Source organism: Leclercia sp. GLN_9 (genome assembly GCF_043105735.1).
Lineage (GTDB): Bacteria > Pseudomonadota > Gammaproteobacteria > Enterobacterales > Enterobacteriaceae > Enterobacter > Enterobacter adecarboxylatus.
Genome location: NZ_JBICLV010000040.1, coordinates 1 through 19,077, shown reverse-complemented (window position 1 = coordinate 19,077; position 19,077 = coordinate 1). Strand labels below are relative to the sequence as shown.

19 protein-coding genes are annotated in these 19,077 nt (G+C 58.9%); 6 read left to right on the top strand and 13 right to left on the bottom strand.

Features of this window, described 5'->3' with window-relative positions; genetic code table 11:
• Nucleotides 1-8: 8 nt before the first annotated feature.
• Nucleotides 9-461 (bottom strand): helix-turn-helix domain-containing protein, encoded by a 453-nt coding sequence (locus tag ACF8PE_RS21155; RefSeq protein WP_150870460.1) that lies wholly within the window; start codon nucleotides 459-461, stop codon nucleotides 9-11.
• Nucleotides 462-609: 148 nt separating this feature from the next.
• Here ACF8PE_RS21155 and agp point away from each other — a divergent pair, with 148 nt between their 5' ends.
• On the top strand, nucleotides 610-1,851 hold the full coding sequence (gene agp / locus ACF8PE_RS21150) for a bifunctional glucose-1-phosphatase/inositol phosphatase (protein WP_032617464.1): 1,242 nt from the start codon (nucleotides 610-612) through the stop codon (nucleotides 1,849-1,851).
• 203 nt (nucleotides 1,852-2,054) lie between these two features.
• On the opposite strand, the gene ACF8PE_RS21145 is transcribed toward agp, so the two are convergent.
• The 3 genes from ACF8PE_RS21145 to wrbA all read right to left on the bottom strand — a co-directional run bounded on the left by ACF8PE_RS21145 (nucleotide 2,055) and on the right by wrbA (nucleotide 3,845).
• Nucleotides 2,055-2,627 carry a DUF1349 domain-containing protein gene (locus ACF8PE_RS21145; RefSeq protein ID WP_059308307.1) on the bottom strand — a complete coding sequence of 191 codons (573 nt, stop codon included), beginning with the start codon at nucleotides 2,625-2,627 and terminating at the stop codon, nucleotides 2,055-2,057.
• 373 nt (nucleotides 2,628-3,000) lie between these two features.
• Nucleotides 3,001-3,228, bottom strand: a complete 228-nt coding sequence (locus tag ACF8PE_RS21140) for a YccJ family protein (protein WP_032617466.1) — start codon at nucleotides 3,226-3,228, stop codon at nucleotides 3,001-3,003.
• A gap of 20 nt (nucleotides 3,229-3,248) precedes the next feature.
• A complete protein-coding gene (gene wrbA / locus ACF8PE_RS21135; RefSeq protein ID WP_032617467.1) occupies nucleotides 3,249-3,845 on the bottom strand; it encodes an NAD(P)H:quinone oxidoreductase in 597 nt (198 codons plus the stop codon).
• Between the two features lie 394 nt (nucleotides 3,846-4,239).
• Here wrbA and ACF8PE_RS21130 point away from each other — a divergent pair, with 394 nt between their 5' ends.
• Both ACF8PE_RS21130 and ACF8PE_RS21125 read left to right on the top strand, forming a co-directional pair.
• On the top strand, nucleotides 4,240-4,416 hold the full coding sequence (locus ACF8PE_RS21130; protein WP_032617468.1) for a general stress protein: 177 nt from the start codon (nucleotides 4,240-4,242) through the stop codon (nucleotides 4,414-4,416).
• Between the two features lie 141 nt (nucleotides 4,417-4,557).
• Entirely contained in the window at nucleotides 4,558-5,481 is a 924-nt protein-coding gene (locus ACF8PE_RS21125; protein ID WP_032617469.1) for a DMT family transporter, read from the top strand.
• Here ACF8PE_RS21125 and rutG read toward each other — a convergent pair.
• Genes rutG through rutA form a run of 7 tightly spaced genes read right to left on the bottom strand, consistent with a single transcriptional unit; the run spans nucleotide 5,469 to nucleotide 10,907 of the window.
• Nucleotides 5,469-6,797, bottom strand: coding sequence for a pyrimidine utilization transport protein G (gene rutG, locus ACF8PE_RS21120; RefSeq protein ID WP_392495239.1), 1,329 nt, complete (start codon nucleotides 6,795-6,797; stop codon nucleotides 5,469-5,471). The two genes, ACF8PE_RS21125 and rutG, sit on opposite strands and share 13 nt — an antisense overlap.
• A 20-nt stretch (nucleotides 6,798-6,817) precedes the next feature.
• A complete protein-coding gene (rutF, locus tag ACF8PE_RS21115) occupies nucleotides 6,818-7,309 on the bottom strand; it encodes an NADH-dependent FMN reductase RutF (RefSeq protein WP_059308304.1) in 492 nt (163 codons plus the stop codon).
• Between the two features lie 9 nt (nucleotides 7,310-7,318).
• Entirely contained in the window at nucleotides 7,319-7,909 is a 591-nt protein-coding gene (locus tag ACF8PE_RS21110; RefSeq protein ID WP_392495238.1) for a malonic semialdehyde reductase, read from the bottom strand.
• On the bottom strand, nucleotides 7,906-8,718 hold the full coding sequence (gene rutD / locus ACF8PE_RS21105; RefSeq protein WP_077227307.1) for a pyrimidine utilization protein D: 813 nt from the start codon (nucleotides 8,716-8,718) through the stop codon (nucleotides 7,906-7,908). The genes ACF8PE_RS21110 and rutD overlap by 4 nt, the downstream gene beginning before the upstream one ends.
• A 7-nt stretch (nucleotides 8,719-8,725) precedes the next feature.
• On the bottom strand, nucleotides 8,726-9,112 hold the full coding sequence (gene rutC, locus ACF8PE_RS21100) for a pyrimidine utilization protein C (protein WP_059308301.1): 387 nt from the start codon (nucleotides 9,110-9,112) through the stop codon (nucleotides 8,726-8,728).
• An 11-nt stretch (nucleotides 9,113-9,123) separates the two neighbouring features.
• The gene (gene rutB / locus ACF8PE_RS21095; RefSeq protein WP_392495237.1) at nucleotides 9,124-9,816 is read right to left on the bottom strand and encodes a pyrimidine utilization protein B; all 693 of its coding nucleotides are present in this window, start codon (nucleotides 9,814-9,816) and stop codon (nucleotides 9,124-9,126) included.
• Nucleotides 9,816-10,907, bottom strand: a complete 1,092-nt coding sequence (gene rutA, locus ACF8PE_RS21090) for a pyrimidine utilization protein A (RefSeq protein ID WP_392495236.1) — start codon at nucleotides 10,905-10,907, stop codon at nucleotides 9,816-9,818. The genes rutB and rutA overlap by 1 nt, the downstream gene beginning before the upstream one ends.
• Before the next feature lie 289 nt (nucleotides 10,908-11,196).
• On the opposite strand from rutA, the gene rutR reads away from it, so the two are divergent.
• Complete coding sequence (rutR, locus tag ACF8PE_RS21085; protein ID WP_032617479.1) at nucleotides 11,197-11,835, top strand: HTH-type transcriptional regulator RutR; 639 nt, start codon at nucleotides 11,197-11,199, stop codon at nucleotides 11,833-11,835.
• Here the strand turns inward: rutR and ACF8PE_RS21080 are convergent.
• Together ACF8PE_RS21080 and putA are read right to left on the bottom strand one after the other, a co-directional pair.
• Nucleotides 11,832-12,227: a lysozyme inhibitor LprI family protein gene (locus ACF8PE_RS21080; protein WP_130589041.1), complete on the bottom strand. Its 396-nt coding sequence runs from the start codon at nucleotides 12,225-12,227 to the stop codon at nucleotides 11,832-11,834. The genes rutR and ACF8PE_RS21080 overlap by 4 nt on opposite strands.
• A gap of 116 nt (nucleotides 12,228-12,343) precedes the next feature.
• Entirely contained in the window at nucleotides 12,344-16,306 is a 3,963-nt protein-coding gene (gene putA / locus ACF8PE_RS21075; RefSeq protein ID WP_059308298.1) for a trifunctional transcriptional regulator/proline dehydrogenase/L-glutamate gamma-semialdehyde dehydrogenase, read from the bottom strand.
• 420 nt (nucleotides 16,307-16,726) lie between these two features.
• Here putA and putP point away from each other — a divergent pair, with 420 nt between their 5' ends.
• Together putP and ACF8PE_RS21065 are read left to right on the top strand one after the other, a co-directional pair.
• Nucleotides 16,727-18,235 carry a sodium/proline symporter PutP gene (gene putP / locus ACF8PE_RS21070; RefSeq protein ID WP_392495235.1) on the top strand — a complete coding sequence of 503 codons (1,509 nt, stop codon included), beginning with the start codon at nucleotides 16,727-16,729 and terminating at the stop codon, nucleotides 18,233-18,235.
• A gap of 263 nt (nucleotides 18,236-18,498) precedes the next feature.
• Complete coding sequence (locus tag ACF8PE_RS21065) at nucleotides 18,499-18,918, top strand: DUF3574 domain-containing protein (protein WP_200142995.1); 420 nt, start codon at nucleotides 18,499-18,501, stop codon at nucleotides 18,916-18,918.
• Nucleotides 18,919-19,077 lie beyond the last annotated feature (159 nt).

Sequence of the window (19,077 nt, the reverse complement as noted above, 5' to 3'; positions counted from 1 at the left end):
ATGAATTATCACCCCTCCGTCTGCGGATACTTTGGCACAACCTCATCCGGCCCCAGCTCCCGCCCGTCACTTGCCACCATCGCCAGCGTCCGCAGTGGCTTACGATCCCGGGCATCCACCAGCACTGTTCCCACATCCCCTTCCGCAAACAGATGCGCATTTCCCCACTGGGAAAGGGCCAGCAGCACGGTTTGCAGGGCGCGGCCCTTTTCTGTCAGAACATACTCCTGCCACGCACTCCCGTCAGAGGCGGGTTGCAGCACCAGGATCCCTTCGTCCACCAGCAGTTTCAGGCGGGTCGCCAGCATGTTTTTCGCAATCCCAAGGCTTTTTTGAAACTCACCAAAGCGTTTAATCCCGCTCAGGGCATCGCGCACAATCAGCAGTGACCACCAGTCACCGATAATATCCAGCGAGCGGGCAACAGCACAGGGACTCTCTTCCAGGCGGGTACGTTTCATGGCGGCTCCTTATCAGCACAGAGTTTTATTATAAAACCATTCTTACCTACCGCACAAAGTTTGCCGCCACTTTGCGGGTGTGCTCCAGGTAATCCGTCACAAATCTGTCACACTGTTTACGACAATAAATCAGAGTGAGGAATTAGGGATGAGAAAAGCACTAATCGCTGTCGCCGTGACATGCAGCATCGGTCTGTCGGGCGGCGTCCAGGCGCAAACCGCGCCGGAAGGATATCAGCTGCAACAGGTTCTGATTATGAGCCGCCATAACCTGCGTGCGCCGCTGGCCAACAACGGCAGCGTGCTGGAGCAGTCAACCCCGGAAAAATGGCCGGAGTGGGATGTGCCTGGCGGGCAGCTCACCACCAAAGGCGGGGTGCTGGAGGTCTATATGGGCCACTACATGCGCGAGTGGCTGGCAGAGGAGGGCGTGGTAACCGCCGGGGAGTGCCCGACGGCGAACAGCGTTTATGCCTATGCCAACAGCCTGCAACGCACGGTGGCGACCGCGCAGTTCTTCATTACCGGGGCCTTCCCGGGCTGCGATGTGCCGGTGCACCATCAGGAACAAATGGGCACCATGGATCCGACCTTTAACCCGGTTATTACCGATAACTCCCCGGAATTCCGCGAGAAAGCGCTGCAGGCGATGAACAACGAGCGCCAGGGGATGAAGCTCGACGAGAGCTACAGCCTGTTGGAGCAGATGACCGACTACAAGGATTCGCCTTCCTGCAAAGAGAAACAGGTCTGTTCCCTGACCGGGGCGAAAGACACTTACAGCGCCGAATACCAGAAAGAGCCTGGCGTCTCCGGCCCACTGAAGGTGGGTAACTCGCTGGTGGATGCCTTTACCCTGCAATATTACGAAGGCTTCCCGCTGGATCAGGTGGCGTGGGGCGAGATCAAAACCGACCAGCAGTGGCGGGTGCTGTCTCAGCTGAAAAATGGTTATCAGGACTCGCTGTTCACCTCTGCAGAGGTGGCGCGGAACGTGGCGAAACCGCTGGTGAAATACATTGATAACGTGCTGGTCACCGACCAGGCGAAGGCACCGAAAATCACGCTGCTGGTGGGGCATGACTCGAACATCGCCTCGCTGCTGAAAGCCCTCGATTTCAAGCCTTATCAACTGCCCGGTCAGTACGAGCGCACGCCGATTGGCGGCAAGATCGTTTTCCAGCGCTGGCACGATAAGACCGGCAACCGGGATTTGATGAAAATTGAGTATGTTTATCAGAGTACGGAGCAGCTACGTAATGCCCAGGTCCTGTCGTTAAAAGCCCCGGCGCAACGGGTTACTCTGGCGCTGAACGGCTGCCCGGTGGATGCGGATGGCTTCTGCCCGATAGAGACGTTTAATACGGTGCTGAATACGGCGGCGAAATAAGTTTAACCCCTCTCTGTACTGACCCTGAAAGTGGGGCAGATTAACCGAGGCATATGAGAAAGAGTCCATGGAATAGATGGGCTCTTTTTTTCCTGTTAACGCTTTGATTAATACACCTTGATGTTTTCATCAATAACCTGAGGGCATCTTTACAGAGAAGCAGACAGGCGACGTAATCGCCTTTTATTGCTGGTCTTGTGACATTAGCTCAAATCATGCAGTGCCTTATCCAGCGGCGGCGTTAAAAGGATGTCCTGAAACACGACATCCAGCCCAGCCCGCTCCGGCGTACAACACATTGTACCGATCCTGACCGGACCCGGCGGAAAATAGCTCAGGCGTATTAAAGGCCACGTCTGTCCCTCTGTTGAATACTGTAGTCTCAGGCTGTCTCCTTTACGCGTGAGCCTCAGCCAGAACGCTCGCGCATCGCCGGGAAAAACTCCTGTAGCCCAGTCGGAATGGCCGAGCGTCAGCACGCTGCCAATAGCGGGCGCGCCGTCGTTATATTCAATACCCGCTTTTAGCCAGTGCTGTTCATCACCTATCATCATCAGTCCGGCCTGATCGTACAGCGTGGTAAAGTCTGCGCAGATCTTGAGCTGGAAAGTAAAATCGCCCTCAACCTCAGTGGCAAAGACATGACCGGTAAAGCGTTCAAACCCGTACCAGGTTTCGCGCCAGAAATCAGTTTTGTCATCGGTGGTGACCTGCAGAGTGCCGTTCTGGCACTGCCACTTTGCAGGCTCATTTATCCAGGCAAACGATTCAAACATAACAACTCCAGAATGGGTTATGGCTGACTTCACAAACATATCAGCAGAAATCTAAGCACCCGTAGTACCAGGCGTCATTTTTCATAACGACCTTCAGGCCGTCGATGTCATTGAGTTTACGGACGTGAAATTAAGCTGATGTAACGCTCAGAAAAAGCCTTCCGTGTAGATCCTCTTCGAGGGTATTTGTACATCAGAGTAGAGGACTCCCCATTCAGAGAGTCCAATAAAATGGATGCACTACACACCCAAAGAGGGGGGGTAACGTGTCGGGTGGTGCTTTGCTTATCCGACCTACCGAATCCCAATCCTGAACGAATTCTGTAGGCCCGATAAGCCTGGCGCCATCAGGCGTTAGTCGTCCGCATGGGTATCAAACGTTTTTACGCTCAATGGTCTGCTCGCCCCAGAACAGCGAGTCTTTGTCGGTTTTGTCGAAGGCGATCACCAGCACTTCATCACTGCCTTCTTCCCAGATTTTCTCGGCCAGTTTTTCGTCATAGTTTGCGACTTCAAAAATCGCCTCGGCGATCTCCGGTGACGTATTACGTAAACGCGCAAATTCTCCGACGCGATGTGCTTTAGCTTCTTGAGTTGGCATAGTGAACCTCCTGTTGAGTATTAACCTTTCAGTTTAGCAGCCAGACCGGCAACGTATTCACCCTGATAGCGGGCAATGTTCAGTTCTGCTTCCGACGGCTGGCGCGAGCCGTCACCCCCGGCAATGGTCGTTGCACCGTATGGCGTGCCGCCGCGGACCTGTGAAATATCAAACAGCTCCGGCGTGCCGTAGCCGATGGGCACGATCACCATCCCGTGATGAGCCAGGGTCGTCCAGGTCGACGTGATGGTCTGCTCCTGACCGCCGCCGGTGCCGGTAGAGCTAAATACGCTGGCGATCTTGCCGTGTAACGCATTTTTGGCCCACAGGCCACCGGTCTGGTCGAGGAAAGTACGCATCTGCCCGGACATATTGCCAAAGCGCGTCGGGGTGCCAAAAATAATGGCGTCGTAATCGCCCAGCTCCTGCGGTGATGCTTCCGGCGCATCCTGCGCTTTGCCTCCGGCTTTGGCAAAGGCGTCTGCCGGCATGGTTTCCGGTACGCGTTTGATCACCACCTCCACTCCCTCGACTTTCCTGGCGCCGTCCGCCACTGCATGAGCCATGGTCTCGATGTGTCCGTACATGGAATAGTAGAGCACCAGAATTTTCGTCATTTCGCTTCACTCCTCGCATGATTTTGAAGGCAGCGGCATGCTGCGCTCTTTTAAAGATATGACGTGACGGCGAGACTGCAAATTTTGAGGGCATTTATTTGATTTCAAACATAAAACAGGATGGCTTCTTTTACGTAGCAAAATGAAACATTTTCGGTATTGTGGATTTTTAGAATGATAAGAACGGCTTATGGTTTCGTTTTAGCGAACGTCATACGAAAGGCTGATTTCATATTGCAGAATATTACGGTTAGCTGGCTAAATACCCATACTCCACTAAGCTTAGGTTCACGTGGCGCAGTTAAAGACACTTTTTTAGCGCCATCAGGTGAAAGAATTCGCTTTCACTGAATACAGTATTAAGTCTTATGTTTTATAACTCTGGAGGTCCGACATGGCAAACCATCGTGGTGGGTCAGGTAATTTTGCAGAAGACCGTGAAAGAGCATCAGAAGCAGGACGTAAAGGTGGCCAGCAAAGCGGGGGGAACTTCAAAAACGATCCTCAACGCGCATCCGAAGCTGGCAAAAAAGGGGGCAAAAATAGCCATGGCGGCAACAAAAGCAGTTAAGTTGCAGCCGTCTGAAGTATGGGTCTCATGACCCCTGGCATCCCCCGCCGCCGGGCCTCCCGGCGGTTTTTTTATGTCTGTTATTGAAGTGTTATCAAATTCCTTTCACACTAGCGGATTGACTCTTTGTGCTGGTGCCTCATGTCCTCCTCCCGTTATGCCTTTTCGATCAAACCGCAGGAAGCGATCCTGATCCTTATCACCATGTTCTGGGGTGGGACTTTTCTTGCCGTGCAGTACGCCGTTACGCTCAGCGATCCCTTCTTTTTTGTTGGCCTGCGCTTCGCCACGGCGGCTATCGCGGTGGCGATCATCTCCCTGAAAACGCTGCCTGGCCTCACCATGACCGAACTGAAAGCCGGGCTGGCGATCGGCGTCTCCATTGCAATGGGCTACAGTCTGCAAACCTGGGGGCTGCAGTCGATCCCCAGCAGTAAATCAGCCTTTATCACCGCCATGTATGTCCCGCTGGTGCCGCTGTTGCAGTGGCTGTGCCTGCGCCGCATGCCGGGTGTGATGTCCTGCATCGGCATCGTGCTGGCCTTTATCGGCCTGATCCTGCTGGCGGGGCCAGACGATAACCTGCTGGCGCTCGGACCGGGGGAGATGATCACCCTGGTAGGTGCGGTGGCGATTGCCGCTGAGATTATTTTGATCAGTGCCTGGGCTGGAAAGGTGGACGTCAAGCGCGTCACCGTTGTGCAGTTGGCTACCGCCTCGCTGGTGGCGTTTCTGTCGATGCTCCCGGCGGGGGAGTCCGTGCCGCCGCTCTCGTCAGGCCTGGTGATTGTGGCCCTCGGGCTGGGGATTTTCAGCGCCATTATTCAGGTCACCATGAACTGGGCGCAGCGCAGCGTCTCGCCAACCCGGGCGACGGTGATCTACACTGGGGAGCCGGTGTGGGCGGGAATTTTTGGCCGTCTGGCCGGGGAGCGCCTGCCGTTACTCGCCCTGGTGGGGGCAGCCTTTATTATCGCGGGCGTGCTGGTGAGCGAGCTGAAGCTTAAAAGAAAGAAAAAGGCGCTGGCGGAGGCCGACAGCGCCACGCTGGATCAAGGCTCCTGAGTCACGGCTTCGCCCTGCGGGACTGCCGCCATCCGGCGGCTGAGCAGGGCGTTAAGCGCAATCGCGCCAAAGGTGGCGGTGCCGATCCCGCCCAGGGTAAAGCCGCCCAGGGAGAGAGCAAAATCACCGGCACCCAGTACCAGGGTCACGGCGACCATAATCAGGTTGCCGTTCTGACTGAGATCGACCCGGTTCTGCACCCAGATCCGCGCCCCGGCCACCGCAATCAGACCAAACACCACGATTGACGCCCCGCCAAATACTGCGGCCGGAATGGTGTGGATCAGCGCGCCAAATTTAGGTGAAAAGCCCAACAGGATGGCGATCACCGCCGCCGCCACGAACACCAGCGTCGAGTAGACCTTGGTCACCGCCATCACGCCGATATTCTCGGCATAGGTGGTCACGCCGCTGCCGCCCACCGAGCCGGAGAGCATGGTCGCCAGCCCGTCGCCGACAAAGGCCCGCCCCATCCACGGGTCCATATTGCGCCCGGTCATTCCGGCTACTGCCTTCAGGTGGCCGAGGTTCTCTGCCACCAGAATCACCGCCACCGGGGCGATCAGCATCATCGCCTGGCCGTTAAAGGTGGGTGAGGTCAGCTGCGGCAGGCCAAACCACGCCGCCTGCTGCACAAGGGCGAAATCGACCGGTTTGCCAAACCCCAACACGCTGGTGAGCAGGGCGTAGATCAGGCAGGCGAGGATCAGCCCCACAAGGATCAGCAGCCGCTGGATCATCCCCCGGGTAAACACCGCCACCAGGCCAATGCACAGCACCGTGACCACCGCCATCCAGCTGTCAAACGCCGAGCCGGACACCCCTTTCACGGCGATGGGGGCGAGGTTCAGGCCAATCGCCATTACCACTGCCCCGGTGACCACCGGCGGCATCAGCCGTTCTATCCAGCGGGTACCGAGCTTCATCACCACCAGGCCAATGACGGTGTAGATCGCCCCGCAGGCGATAATCCCGCCCAGCGCCACGCTCAGTTGCGGGTTAATCCCTTGCCCGTTAAAGCCGGTGGCGGCAATCACCACCCCGACAAAGGCCGCGCTGGAGCCGAGATAGCTTGGCACCCGTCCGCCGGTGATGACAAAGAACAGCAGCGTGCCGATCCCCGACATCAGTATCGACAGATTGGGATCCAGCCCCATCAGAATGGGCATCAGGACCGTGGCGCCAAACATCGCCACCGCGTGCTGGACGCCCATCACCGCGGTTTGCGCCAGCGGGAGGCGTTCATCCGGCGCGACCACGCCGCGGTCTGAAGAGGTCGATTTCAACTGCCAGTGAGGAAAACCGAATAGTGCCATCAGCTGCTCCTTAAGGAGGGTTAACAGGCGGGTCGCATCAGGGCGTGGTAGCCGCGGTCAAACCACACCAGGCCCTGAGGCACCGGGTGGCGGGTTATAGCAACGATCTCGCAAAACAGAATGTCGTGCGTGCCGACGCTCACCACCTGGCTAATGCGGCAGTCGAATGAGGCCAGCGCATCGTCCAGCCGCGGGCAGCCGGTGTCCCCGGTCTGCCACCGGGCGGCGGCGAAGCGTTCTGCCATCGGGGTCTTGCCACCAAACAGATTGGAGAGCGATTCCTGCCCGGCGCTCAGGGTGTTAACGCACAGGGTGCGGTTGTCGTTAAAAACTGGCCACACCGAAGCACCGCGATTGAGGCACACCAGCAGCGTCGGCGGCGAATCGGTGACGCTGCACACCGCGCTGGCGGTAAAGCCCGCCTGTCCGGCCGGGCCGTCGGTGGTAATGATATTCACCGCCGCCCCGAGGCAGGCCATGGCATCACGAAAGACTTGTTTATCAATGTTCATGGTTGCTCCTTATACCAGCCCGCAAGCGTCATCAAAGCTCAGGCGGGGCAGGCGGCCGTAAAGTTTGCTTGTATCGCCGTAACCGATGTTGATCAGCAGATTGCTTTTCAGGTTGCTGCCGGTAAAGAAGGCGGCATCCACCGTCTCCCGGTCGAAGCCGGACAGCGGCCCGGTATCCAGCCCGAGTGCCCGGCAGGCGACAATCAGATACGCGGCTTGCAGGGTGCTGTTGCGAAAGGCGGTCTCCTCGGCAAGCTGCGGGCTGGCGGTGAACCAGCTCTGGGCGTCGCCATGGGGAAACAGCTCTGGCAGCCGATCGTAAAACTGGCTGTCCCAGGCAACGATGGCCGTCACCGGGGCGGTGAGAGTTTTTTGCAGGTTGCCGCTGGATAGAGCCGGACGCAGTTTCTCTTTGCCTTCCGGGGTGCGGATAAACACCATCCGCGCCGGAGAGCAGTTGGCTGAGGTCGGCCCCCACTTCATCAGCTCGTATATTTCACGCAGCGTCTCGTCGCTGACCGCGCGGTCCAGCCAGCCGTTATGGGTCCGCGCTTCGGTAAACAGCGCATGCTGCGCGGTTGGGGTGATGGCTTCACTCATGGCAACTCCTTCGATAAACGTTCATGGCGATGCAGCAGACTGGCAAGCCCGTTTTGTAGCAGGGCGTTGAAAACCTCCGGCTCGGTAACGTTGCAGGCGTGGCCTCCCCGGGGCATCACCGTGAGGGTGCTGTCGGGCAGGGCGGCGTGGAGCTGGGATGAACAGACGGCTGGCACCAGCAGATCGTCGGCAGAGCAGATCGTTAACACCGGGCAGCGGATCTCTGTCGCCAGGCGGCTGAAATCGGCCCGCTTGAGAGCGTTCAGTCTGCGCAGCAGGGTGGCTTTACCCTGAAAATGGGCCAGCGCCAGCGCCTCTTCGGCCTCCATGCGCGGCTGACGGGCGGCCATCCAGTCGGCGGGATAGAGGAACAACGGCTGAGCTTCTACCCACGCCTGCGCACCACCGGCATGCAGCAGTCGCTCGCGCACCTGAAAACAGCGCCGGGTATGGGGATGCAGCGTCAGCCAGCCGTTGACGCACACCAGCGCGTCGATCGCTTCAGGGCGATCCACCGCCAGCTGCAGGCCGATCAGCGCCCCCAGTGCATGGCCGATCACCGAAAAGCGCCCGATCCCGGCGGTGCTGAGCGCCTGCCACAGCTCATCGGCCATCTGCGCCAGGCTGTAGTCCTCCGGCAGCTCGGCGGGGTTGTTACCGGTGCCGCGCTGGTCATAGCAGACCACCTGGTAATCCTGCTCCAGATCGGCCAGTTGGGGCAGCCAGTAGCTGCCGCTGCCGCCCAGCCCGGCGCTTAACACCACCACCGGCGCGCCCGCAAAGGGCGGGGGTGAAATTGAAAGGTTCATGGCAACCTCACTGACCGATGTGGGCAATGGTGGCGATCTCCACCAGCGCCTCGGGTTTTACCAGCCCGCACTGAATGCAGAACCGCGCCGGTTTATCGCCAGGGAAAAACTCGGCGTAGATTTCGTTAATCGCGGCGTAGTTTTTCCAGTCGGTAATAAAGATGCTGTTGAAGGTCACGTCCGCCATCGTCCCGCCCGCCGTTTCGATAACGCGCTGGATAGTCTGTAGCACGTGGCGGGTTTGCGCCTTTGGGTCATCGGGAAACACCACGTTGTTGTGGGCGTCGAACGGCAGGGTGCCCGAGACGTAGACCACGCCATCTGCCAGCGTACCTGGCACAAAGGGGGCGATCGGCGTACTGGTGCCTGGCGGGATAATCACAGATTTTGGCATTGGCTCACTCCTCAGGCGATACGGGCATAGGTGGATGGTGAAAGGGCGTCGCAGAAGGTGGCGACGTCGCTGACCCAGCCGAAAAAGGTTTCGATGTTAAACAGCGCGGCCTGCTGGGCAAACGCCGGGCCTGCCTGGTGAGTGGCGTCTTCCAGCACCACCCCGAAATATTCGAGAAAGAAGCCGTCGCGCAGGGTCGATTCCACGCACACGTTGGTGGCTATGCCGGTGAAGATCAGATGGCGGATCCCCCGGCTGCGCAGCAGGCTGTCCAGCGGGGTATTAAAGAAGCCGCTGTAGCGCGGTTTCGGCAGCACGATATCCCCCGGCTGCGGCACCAGCTCGTTCACCAGCTGGTAGTCCCAGCCGCCTTTCGCCAGCAGCTTGCCCTGCAATTCCGGGCGCTGGCGCATGGTTTTCAGGGCGTTGGATTTGTGGAAGTTGGGCGAGCCGGGGCCGCCTGCCTCCACGTACTCTTCATCCCAGCCGTTCTGGAACCAGATGATCTGGATCCCGGCCTGGCGAGCCGCAGCCACCGCGGTGCGAATATTGTCGATCACTGGCTGGGTGGCGGAGACGTCAAACCCGGCGAGGTCAAGGTAGCCGCCAGGGCTGGCGTAGGCGTTCTGCATATCCACCACGATCAGCGCGCTCTGGGCGGGATCGAAGGTGATAGCTTCCGGGCGTGCGGGCAGGATCGTCATTACGCGACCTCCCTGGTGACAGCGGGAAGATGCGATCGGCACGTCATCAGCGGCTGGATGCGCTCGCCAAAGGTTTCAATTCCGGCCAGGAAATCATCAAAGGTGAGCAACACACCTTCGGCACCGGGTACGCTCGCCACTTCATCGAGCATCCGCGCCACGCTGGCATAAGAGCCGACCAGGGTGCCCATATTGATATTTACTGCGGAGGTCGGGTCTGCCATCTGCCGCACGTTGGTGTCTGCCCCGGAGCGGGTGTCTTTCTGGCTCTGTTCGCTGAGCCAGCTCAGGGCTTCGTCGTCGGCCCCGGCTTTGTAATGCTCCCACTTCGCCCGCGCCGCTTCGTCGGTTTCATCGGCTATCACCATAAACAGCACATAGGAGCCGACATCGCGCCCGGTTTTTTCAGCAGCCTGTTTCATGCGAGCCGCGGTGGGGGCGAAGGCCGTCGGCGTATTGACCCCTTTGCCAAAGCAGAAGTTGAAGTCGGCATAGTTTGCCGAGAACTCCATCCCCGCATCGCTCTGCCCGGCGCAGATCACCTTCATGGGCACCGAGGGCTGCGGGCTGACGCGGCAGTCGTCCATGGTGAAGAACTCACCTTTAAAGTCGCTTTTGCCGGTGCCCCACAGATCGCGCAGGACCTGGACATACTCGGTGAGATAGTCGTAGCGCTTCGAGAAATACTCATCGCCCGGCCAGAGTCCCATCTGCTCGTACTCCGGTTTTTGCCAGCCGGTAACGAGATTGACGCCAAAGCGGCCGCCGGAGATGGTGTCGATGGTGGAGGCCATCCGCGCGACAATCGCCGGGGGCAGGGTGAGCGTGGCGGCGGTGGCGTAGATCTGGATGCGGGAGGTGACTGCCGCCAGCCCGGCCATCAGCGTGAAGGACTCCAGGTTGTGATCCCAGAATTCGGTTTTGCCGCCGAAGCCGCGCAGCTTGATCATCGACAGGGCAAAATCGAAGTGGTAGTGCTCCGCTTTTTGCACAATGGCTTTGTTCAGCTCGAAGGTCGGCATGTACTGCGGCGCGTGGGTGGAGATAAGCCAGCCGTTATTGCCAATGGGAACGAATACGCCAATTTTCATCACTAACCTCTCTTCATCTCAACATGGGGTGAAAGTCAGACGTGGCGCTGCATCCTGCATCTCCTGTTCAGCCGCGTAAGCCTGTTTTGCAAAGCGGATGCCAGGTTTGAAATTACTAATGTTATTAATGTGTTAATGATTGGTTGAGGAAAAGCAGGCGATAAAAGTGGACTGTCTGGTCAAAATAGTTGCACACAAAGCAGGCAGTCGTGCGCGGTAGCGGTGCAGATTGTCGTGGTAACTCAGGGGTTTTTGCTATGCTGGGTGCAGATCAACAAGGAGTGAGCCAATGGTACAAGGCGCAGTGAAAACGGGCGGTAAACGTTCCCAGGCAGTGAGCGCGAAAAAACAGGCCATTCTCTCGGCGGCGCTGGAGACCTTTTCGCAGTTTGGCATTCACGGCACGCGCCTGGAGCAGGTAGCCGAGCTGGCGGGGGTGTCGAAAACCAATCTGCTCTACTACTTCCCCTCAAAAGAGGCGCTGTACGTGGCCGTTCTGCAACAGATCCTCGATATCTGGCTGGCGCCGCTGAAGGCGTTTCGCGAAGAGCTGACCCCGCTGGTGGCGATCCAGCAGTATATCCGCCTCAAGCTGGAGGTCTCCCGCGACTATCCGCAGGCCTCGCGGCTGTTCTGTCTGGAGATGTTGCAGGGGGCACCGCTGCTGAAAACGGTGCTGAGCGGGGACATGAAATCGCTGGTAGATGAGAAGTCGGCGATCATTGCCGGTTGGGTGGACACTGGCAAACTGGCCCCGGTGGATCCGCACCATCTGATCTTTATGATCTGGGCCGCCACCCAGCACTACGCCGACTTTTCCGCCCAGGTGGAGGCGGTGACCGGCAAGTCGCTCAAGGATGATGACTTCTTCCACAGCACCGTGGATAACGTGCAGCGGATGATTATCGAAGGGATCCGGGTGCGTTAACTGGACGGCGGAAGCGGGCAGCTTAAATCGCCCTCTTCACACTGCATCAGCGAGGCCAGGAAAGCGTCCCGTTCGTTGGTTTTCTCCGTCATGCACTGATTAATGATCATCGGCTGCACGGAGCCGCCTGCGGTACCCGAACCGATAAGGGCGCAGTCGGCATCGCGCAGGGCGATCCACGCCTGCTGGGCTTTTTTCAGCAGATCGCGCTGGGGTGTCGCGGCGCGCTTCATGACGGCCTGATACGTCTGGTTCAGGGTTTTATCCGCCGCCTGATACTGTTGCGCGGTGCAGGTGTTCATCTCAACCTGGGTGCTGGCGTTACCGCACTCATCCGCCAGCGCGCTGGCGCTCAGCAGTAACGCTGCCCCGGCAATAAAAGCTCTTTTCATGTTTCTCTCCGTGTAAAAAAGCCGGATGCGCTACGCTTATCCGGCCGGTGAAAACCACATTGTCACGCTATCTGTAGCCCCGGTAAGCGTAGCGCCACCGGGGAAAGATTGCACGTTTAGCCGATGGTCATCAGGCTGGCATTACCCCCTGCGGCAGCGGTGTTCACGCTCAGGGAGCGCTCCACGTACAGACGCTCCAGCTGCAGATTGTCCTCGCCGCGGGCGAAGCCCTGCACCGACACAATCGCGCCGCTACGGGCCGCAACCTGTTCGCACAGCTCGCGCAGCTGGTCGGAATCGCCGTGATAGATCACCGCATCAAACGGCTGGCTGGTCAGTACATCCGCTTTCGCAAAGTGAATGCGCGCGGTCACCGCTTTCGGCAGCTGCTTCGCCAGGTCACGGTGCAGGCCATCTTCCGGCCACAGCACTTCACATCCGGTCGCCAGCGCGGCTGCCAGCTGGATCAGCGCATCCTGCTCGTTATCCGCCACACAGAGCACGCGCTCGCGCGGCATCAGGGTCCAGGTGTTACGCTCGCCGGTCGGGCCAGGCAGCACACGCTGCGTACCCGCCTGGGCCAGCTCGCCATACTGCTGGCACAGCGCCCGCAGTTCAGGACGTTTTTCTGCCCAGGTGGCCAGGGCTTCCAGCGGCTGAGTCAGCACCGCTTTCACCTGGGCATCCACCGGAAGTTGTGCATCCTGACGCGCCAGGGTCACGCCGAGGGCATTCGCCGGGCGGTTCGCCAACAGGCGGTACAGGTACATTGGACCACCGGCTTTCGGACCGGTGCCCGACAGCCCTTCGCCGCCAAACGGCTGCACGCCGACGACCGCGCCAACCATATTGCGGTTCACGTACAGGTTGCCGACTTTCGCGCTGCCGGTCACCTGAGCGATGGTTTCGTCTATACGGGTATGCACGCCCAGCGTCAGGCCATAACCGGAGGCATTAATCTGCTCAATCAGCTGATCGAGGTTGTTACGGTTGTAACGCACCACGTGCAGCACCGGGCCAAAGACCTCTTTTTTCAGTTCGTCGAAGCTGGCCAGCTCGATCAGGGTTGGCGCCACGAAGGTGCCGCTGGTCCATTCGCGGGCGTCTTCGCTGTTCTCACGCACCGCCTGGAATACCGGACGGCCTTTGGCGCGCATCGCCTGAATGTGATTCTCAATATTCGCTTTGGCTTCGGCATCAATTACCGGGCCGATATCGGTGGTCAGACGGCCTGGGTTGCCCATCCGGCATTCGCCCATCGCGCCACGCAGCATCTTCAGGGTGTGGTCAGCGATATCATCCTGCAGGCACAGCACACGCAGGGCAGAGCAGCGCTGTCCGGCGCTGTCGAAGGCCGAGGCGACCACGTCCACCACCACCTGCTCGGTGAGGGCAGAGGAGTCCACGATCATCGCGTTCATGCCGCCGGTTTCCGCAATCAGCGGGGTCGGACGGCCCTGGGCATCCAGACGGGTGGCGATGTTGCGTTGCAGCAGGGAGGCCACTTCGGTGGAGCCGGTGAACATCACGCCGCGCACGCGGTTGTCGGCGGTCAGCTTCGCGCCCACGGTTTCGCCGCGGCCTGGCAGCAGTTGCACCACGCCTGCCGGTACGCCCGCTTCCAGCAGGATGTTGATCCCCTGGGCGGCAATCAGCGGGGTCTGCTCGGCCGGTTTCGCCAGCACGCTGTTACCGGCGGCAAGCGCGGCAGCAATCTGACCGGTGAAGATGGCCAGCGGGAAGTTCCACGGGCTGATACAGACCACCGGCCCCAGCGGGCGATGGGTTTCGTTGTCAAAGTCGTCACGGACCTGACCGGCATAGTAGTGCAGGAAGTCAACCGCCTCGCGCACTTCGGCGATCGCGTTGCTGAAGGTTTTACCGGCTTCGCGCACCAGAATACCAATCAGCTGTTGCATCTGATCTTCCATCAGCACCGCAGCGCGCTCCAGGATCGCGGCACGCTCCTGCGGCGGCGTGGCGAACCAGATTGGCGCATTGTTCACCGCGCTGTCGAGGGCCAGATCCACTTCCTGCTCGGTGGCTTCGCGGGCGAAACCGACGATGTCTTTCGGCTCAGCCGGGTTGACCACCGGCTGCATTTCGCCGTTGCTCACCGGCTGCTCAAGGATCGGTTTGGCCTGCCATTTCTGCAGGGCGCTGTTGAGCAGCGACGAAGAGAGCGAGGCCAGACGGTGTTCGTTCGCCAGGTCCAGACCGGAGGAGTTGATACGGCCTGCACCGTACAGCTCGCGCGGCAGGGCAATCTTCGGATGCGGCAGACCCACCTGACCTTCCTGAGCGGCCATTTTTTCCACCGCCAGCACCGGATCCGCCACCAGCTCGTCCAGCGGCAGAGTGGCATCGGCGATGCGGTTAACAAAGGAGGTGTTGGCCCCGTTTTCCAGCAGACGACGCACCAGATACGCCAGCAGGGTTTCATGGGTGCCCACAGGGGCATAAATCCGGCACGGACGGTTCAGTTTGCCATCCGCAACCTTACCGGTGACCTGCTCGTACAGCGGTTCACCCATGCCGTGCAGGCACTGGAACTCGTACTGGCCCGGATAGTAGTTCTGACCGGCGAGTTGATAAATGGCCGCCAGGGTGTGGGCGTTGTGGGTAGCGAACTGCGGGTAAATCAGGTTCGGCACGCCGAGCAGCTTTTTGGCACAGGCAAGATAAGAGACGTCGGTGTAGACCTTGCGGGTATAGACCGGATAGCCCTCCAGGCCTTCCATCTGGGCGCGCTTGATCTCGCTGTCCCAGTAGGCGCCCTTCACCAGACGGATCATCAGGCGGCGACGGCTGCGGGTGGCGAGGTCGATCAGGTAATCAATCACGAACGGACAGCGTTTCTGGTAGGCCTGGATCACGAAGCCAATCCCGTTCCAGCCTGCCAGCTCTGGCTCGAAGCACAGTTTTTCCAGCAGATCGAGGGAGATCTCCAGACGGTCGGCCTCTTCGGCGTCGATGTTGATCCCGATGTCATACTGGCGTGCCAGCAGGGTCAGGGACTTCAGGCGTGGGTAAAGCTCATCCATCACGCGGTCGTACTGGGCGCGGCTGTAACGCGGGTGCAGGGCGGAGAGCTTAATGGAGATCCCCGGGCCTTCATAAATGCCGCGGCCATTCGAGGCTTTACCAATGGCGTGGATCGCCTGCTGGTAAGAGACCAGATAGGCCTGCGCGTCGGCAGCGGTCAGCGCCGCTTCGCCCAGCATGTCATAGGAGTAGCGGAAGCCTTTATCTTCCAGCTTGCGGGCGTTGGCCAGCGCTTCGGCGATGGTTTCGCCAGTAACGAACTGCTCGCCCATCAGACGCATCGCCATGTCCACGCCTTTACGGATCAGCGGCTCGCCGCTCTTGCCGATAATGCGGTTCAGGGAGCGTGAAAGGCTGGCTTCGTTATGGGTGGAGACCAGACGGCCAGTGAACAGCAGACCCCAGGTGGCGGCGTTAACGAACAGCGATGGGCTGCGGCCAATGTGTGAATGCCAGTTGCCGTTGCTGATTTTGTCGCGGATCAGCGCGTCGCGGGTGGCTTTGTCCGGGATACGCAGCAGCGCTTCCGCCAGACACATCAGGGCCACGCCCTCCTGGGAGGAGAGGGAGAACTCCTGCAGCAGGCTCTGTACCATTCCGGCACGGCCGGTGGCGGTTTTCTGGCTGCGCAGTTTTTCGGCCAGCTGATACGCCAGGTTATGGGCCTGGGTGGCAATCGGCTCCGGCAGGCGCGCCTGCTCCAGCAGCATCGGGACGGCATCGGTCTCGGCGCGGCGGTAGGCGGCGGTAATGGCCGCGCGGCTCACCGACTGAGGCAGGATCTGCTCGGCAAATTCGAGGAACGGCTGGTGGATCTCTTCGGCGGCCTCGGCGTGCTCGTCGCCCTCATTGGCGGCACCGGCCAGCAGGGCAGGCAGCTCTGGCAGGTCGTCGTTGCTCTCCAGCTTTTCCAGATAATTAAAGATGGCCTGCTTAATTAACCAGTGTGGCGTGCGGTCAATTCGCGTGGCTGCCGATTTAATCCGTTCGCGGGTCGCGTCATCCAGCTTAACCCCCATGGTGGTCATGCCCATGCCAAAAACTCCTGTGATTCAGTAGCGCTAGTGTAGTTAATGTGAAATATCCACTATGTTGCAACTTTGTGCAACCTCGTTAAATGTGACCCGGTTTGCAAGCTGGAAAATGAATGGATTGTTACGGCATGGTTAACCGCAAAAAAGATGTGGATTTTCATTTTCAACCCTGGTTTCATGCGGCGCTTAACACTTTTTGCAGGTGCAACCGCGAAAAACGTGAGCGAGTGCAACCTCCAGCAATCTGCTGTGAAACCGGGGATGAAATTGATGTAAATGCAGTGTTAAATCGTTTGTGTCAGAGCAGCGCATACGGCAGGATACGCGCGGCCAACACAAACACACATCATCACCCCCTCGTTCCGGGGGTGGAATAAAGACTGCCGGGAAGGCTGTCGAACATTTTTGCGGAGTATTTAAATGGCAATTAGCACACCGATGCTGGTGACATTTCTTATCTATATTTTTGGCATGATCCTGATAGGGTTCCTTGCATGGCGTTCTACCAAAAACTTTGACGATTATATTCTGGGTGGGCGTAGCCTGGGGCCGGTCGTCACCGCGCTCTCGGCGGGCGCATCGGATATGAGCGGCTGGCTGCTGATGGGGCTGCCGGGCGCTATCTTCATCTCCGGGATCTCTGAAAGCTGGATTGCCATCGGTCTGACCGTGGGGGCATGGATTAACTGGAAACTGGTGGCCGGGCGTCTGCGCGTGCATACCGAAGCCAACAATAACGCCCTGACCCTGCCGGACTACTTCACCGGGCGTTTCGAAGATAACAGCCGGGTGCTGCGTATTATCTCTGCGGTGGTCATCCTGGTGTTCTTCACCATCTACTGTGCCTCCGGCATCGTGGCCGGGGCGCGTCTGTTCGAAAGCACCTTCGGCATGAGCTATGAGACCGCGCTGTGGGCGGGTGCTGCGGCAACCATCCTCTACACCTTCGTGGGCGGGTTCCTGGCGGTTAGCTGGACCGATACCGTGCAGGCGAGCCTGATGATTTTTGCCCTGATCCTGACCCCGGTGATTGTGATCCTCTCCGTGGGCGGCCTGGGTGATTCTCTGGCGGTGATCCAGCAGAAGAGCATCGAAAACGTCGATATGCTGAAAGGCCTGAACTTTGTGGCGATTGTCTCGCTGATGGGCTGGGGGCTGGGTTACTTCGGCCAGCCGCACATCCTGGCGCGCTTTATGGCGGCAGACTCTCACCACACCATCGTTCATGCCCGTCGTATCAGCATGGCCTGGATGATCCTCTGTCTGGGCGGGGCCTGTGCAGTCGGCTTCTTCGGTATTGCCTACTTCACCAACAACCCGTCGCTGGCAGGTGCGGTGAACCAGAACGCCGAGCGCGTGTTCATCGAGCTGACGCAGATCCTGTTCAACCCATGGATTGCCGGTATTCTGCTCTCTGCAATTCTGGCGGCAGTGATGTCCACCCTGAGCTGCCAGCTGCTGGTCTGCTCCAGTGCCATCACGGAAGATCTCTACAAAGCATTCCTGCGTAAAAGCGCCAGCCAAAAAGAGCTGGTGTGGGTCGGGCGCACTATGGTGCTGGTGGTGGCGCTGGTCTCCATCGCGCTGGCGGCTAACCCGGAAAACCGCGTGCTGGGCCTGGTAAGCTACGCCTGGGCAGGTTTTGGTGCGGCCTTCGGTCCGGTGGTGCTGTTCTCGGTTATGTGGTCACGCATGACCCGCAACGGCGCGCTGGCGGGGATCATTATTGGTGCCGTCACCGTTATCGTCTGGAAACAGTTCGCGTGGCTGGGGCTGTACGAAATCATTCCAGGCTTTATCTTCGCCAGCATCGGGATTGTGGTCTTCAGCCTGCTGGGTAAAGCGCCGTCTGCCGCGATGCAGAAACGCTTTGCGGAAGCGGATGCGCATTACCACACCGCGCCGCCAACGAAGTTACAGGCTGAATAATGTGTTTCCCCCTCTCCATGAGGGAGAGGGAGAACCCTTACCTTCGTAATCTAAGCCGGGCACGCCCGGCTTTTTTCTTGCCAAAATCCGTGATTTACGTTGATATCGCTGTGGGTTGCCGCTGAATACTTCGCGTCGCAGGAAGGTGGCAAAGACGTGAATCCTCAGGCGCTTATATAAGTGAGTAACTGGGGTGACGGTGCGTAGCCAACGCACATGCAGCGTGAGGCATGAAGGGCATATAACAATGAGGATAGCGAACAATGATAATCAAAACAGGGCTGATGGCGGGTGCGCTTTTACTGTTGGCAGGATGCAACGCCCCATCGCACAGCATAGCGGATAACACTTGCAAAGCTGATAACCAGATGCAGCAGACCACGCTCTATTTTGGCCTGAACCGTCCGGCAGGGGAGGCGATCACCGGCCAGGAGTGGCAGCAGTTTGTTGACCAGGACGTCACCCCGCGTTTTCGTGATGGCTTAACGGTGTTTGAGGCGCGTGGGCAGTGGCTGGGTAACGACGGAAAAGTGGCGCGCGAGTCGAGTAAGGCGCTGATGCTCATCCACGGCAAAGATGCCCGGAGCGAAAGCAATATCGAGGCGTTGCGCGGCATCTATAAGCAGCGCTTTGCTCAGGAGTCAGTGATGCGCGTCGACCAGCCGGTGTGCGTGCAGTTTTGAGGTGATGCTGGGAGAGGGGGTTTGTACAAAAAAAACAGCACCCAGGGTTGTAATGCCAGTCAGTTAGGCAAGTCGATATTTCTAAAAGACTGAAGTGGAAAGGTTCCGTTCACTAAAGCATCTCTGCTTTATGCCCCCTCCGCTGCGGTGAACGTGCCA